Origin of the sequence: Rudaea sp. (genome assembly GCF_036383415.1) — a bacterium.
GTDB lineage: Bacteria > Pseudomonadota > Gammaproteobacteria > Xanthomonadales > Rhodanobacteraceae > Rudaea.
This window is the reverse complement of sequence record NZ_DASVOK010000376.1, coordinates 1-1,552: the sequence shown is the minus strand read 5'-3', so window position 1 is coordinate 1,552 and position 1,552 is coordinate 1. Positions and strand designations below refer to the sequence as shown.

Annotated in this window: 2 protein-coding genes and 1 pseudogene; all 3 read right to left on the bottom strand. The window is 69.1% G+C overall.

The features are described from left to right. Window positions 1–320: pseudogene (locus tag VF497_RS13870) on the bottom strand (flagellum-specific ATP synthase FliI); the annotation flags it as partial. Between the two features lie 10 nt (window positions 321–330). Beyond that, window positions 331–939: a FliH/SctL family protein gene (locus VF497_RS13865; protein WP_330889697.1), complete on the bottom strand. Its 609-nt coding sequence runs from the start codon at window positions 937–939 to the stop codon at window positions 331–333. Further along, on the bottom strand, window positions 932–1,552 hold a 621-nt coding region (locus tag VF497_RS13860), incomplete at its 5' end, for a FliG C-terminal domain-containing protein (protein ID WP_330889695.1). The genes VF497_RS13860 and VF497_RS13865, both read right to left, overlap by 8 nt.

The window sequence follows — 1,552 nt, the reverse complement described above, 5'->3', positions numbered from 1 at the left end:
ACCGCGCGGCCGAGGAATTCGTCGCCGACGGCGAGCATGCCGGGCCGGCCTTCGGGCCGGACGCGCGCGCCGGGGCGCAGCAGCACGGAATCGCCGAGCAGCATCATCAGGGTACGGCCGTTGCGGAAGCCGATGACTTCGGCGGACAGCGTTTCGACCGAGCCCTGGAGCACGCGGCACAGCGAGCCCACCGGCACCGACAATCCGCTGACTTCGAGCAGGCCGCCGTCGCAGGCCGCGACCAGGCCATAGCGCCGCGGCGCGAGGTTGATCGGGCTGGCGGCAAGATCGCGCAGTACGGGATCGATAAGGTTCAGCACTTATCCAGCCTCAACATTGGCGCAGCGCTTCCGCGATTTCGCGCCGCCAGAGATCGGGACCGTCCTCAACCCCGCCATTCGCCGACTCGACGCGAAGCGCGCCGCGTTCGAGCAGGGGGTCGGGCACGACCTGCCAGTCGGCAGCGAACCGTTCCGAAAGAAGGGTGATGTCGTCGGGATGGAGCCGGATGACGCGTTCGTCGTCCGCGCGCGCGAGCAGCGACACGGCACGCTCGACCCGGCGCAGCAGCGCGTCCTCGTCGAGCGCCAGCGGCGCAATTGCGGATTCGCACAGCGCGGCGACGGTGTCGCGCAGCCGCTGGCGCAGTTCTTCCTCGAGATCGCGGTCGAGCTTGGCAAAGGACAGCGCCAGTCCTTCGCGCGCAGCCGCATCTTCCAGCGCCTGTTGCTGTGCCTGGGCCTGAGCCTCGGCGACACCCGCGGCAAAGCCTTCGGTGAAGGCGAGCGTCAGCGGATCCTCGGGCTCGAGCTCCGGGGCGGGTGTCGGTTCGGCCGTAGGCGGACTGCCGGGCGCGGCGAAACGCGCGTCGCTGCGGAAGCCGCCGGCCGCGGACAGCGCCTCGAACGGGAGGCGCCGGGTAAAGCCCATGTCAGACATATTCGTCGTCGCCGCCGCCACCGACGCCGAACACGATCACGCCCTCGTTCGAGAGGCGGCGCGCCACGGCGACGATCGCCTTCTGCGCGGCGACCACGTCGGCCAGCTTGGTCCGGCCGCGCGCCGCGATCTCGTCCTTGACGCCGTCGGCCGCACGGCTCGACATGGCGGCGAAGAACACGTCGCGCTCGTTTTCGGCGATGCCCTTGAGCGCATCGATCAGGGAGTCGTTGTCGACCTCGCGCAGCAGCGAGCCCATCGCCTGCGGCGGCAGGACGAACAGGTGCTCGAACTTGAACATCTCGTTCTCGATGTCCTTGGCGAGCTGCTTGTCGAGCTTGGTGATCTCGGTCATCACCCGCTTTTCCATCGCCTTGCCGGCGTTGTTGATGATGTCCGCGGCTTCCTTGGCGCCGCCGATCGACAGCGCGGCCTGGCCGTGGCGCTCGCCGATCTTGCGGTGCATCAGCTCTTCGAGCATCTGGATCGCCTCGGGCGAGACCGGGCCCAGCGTGGCGATGCGGTGCACCACCTCGGGCTGGACCTCGTTCGGCAGCGAGTGCAGCACTTCGGCCGCCACTTCGGGATCGAGCTGGACCAGCAGCACGGCGAT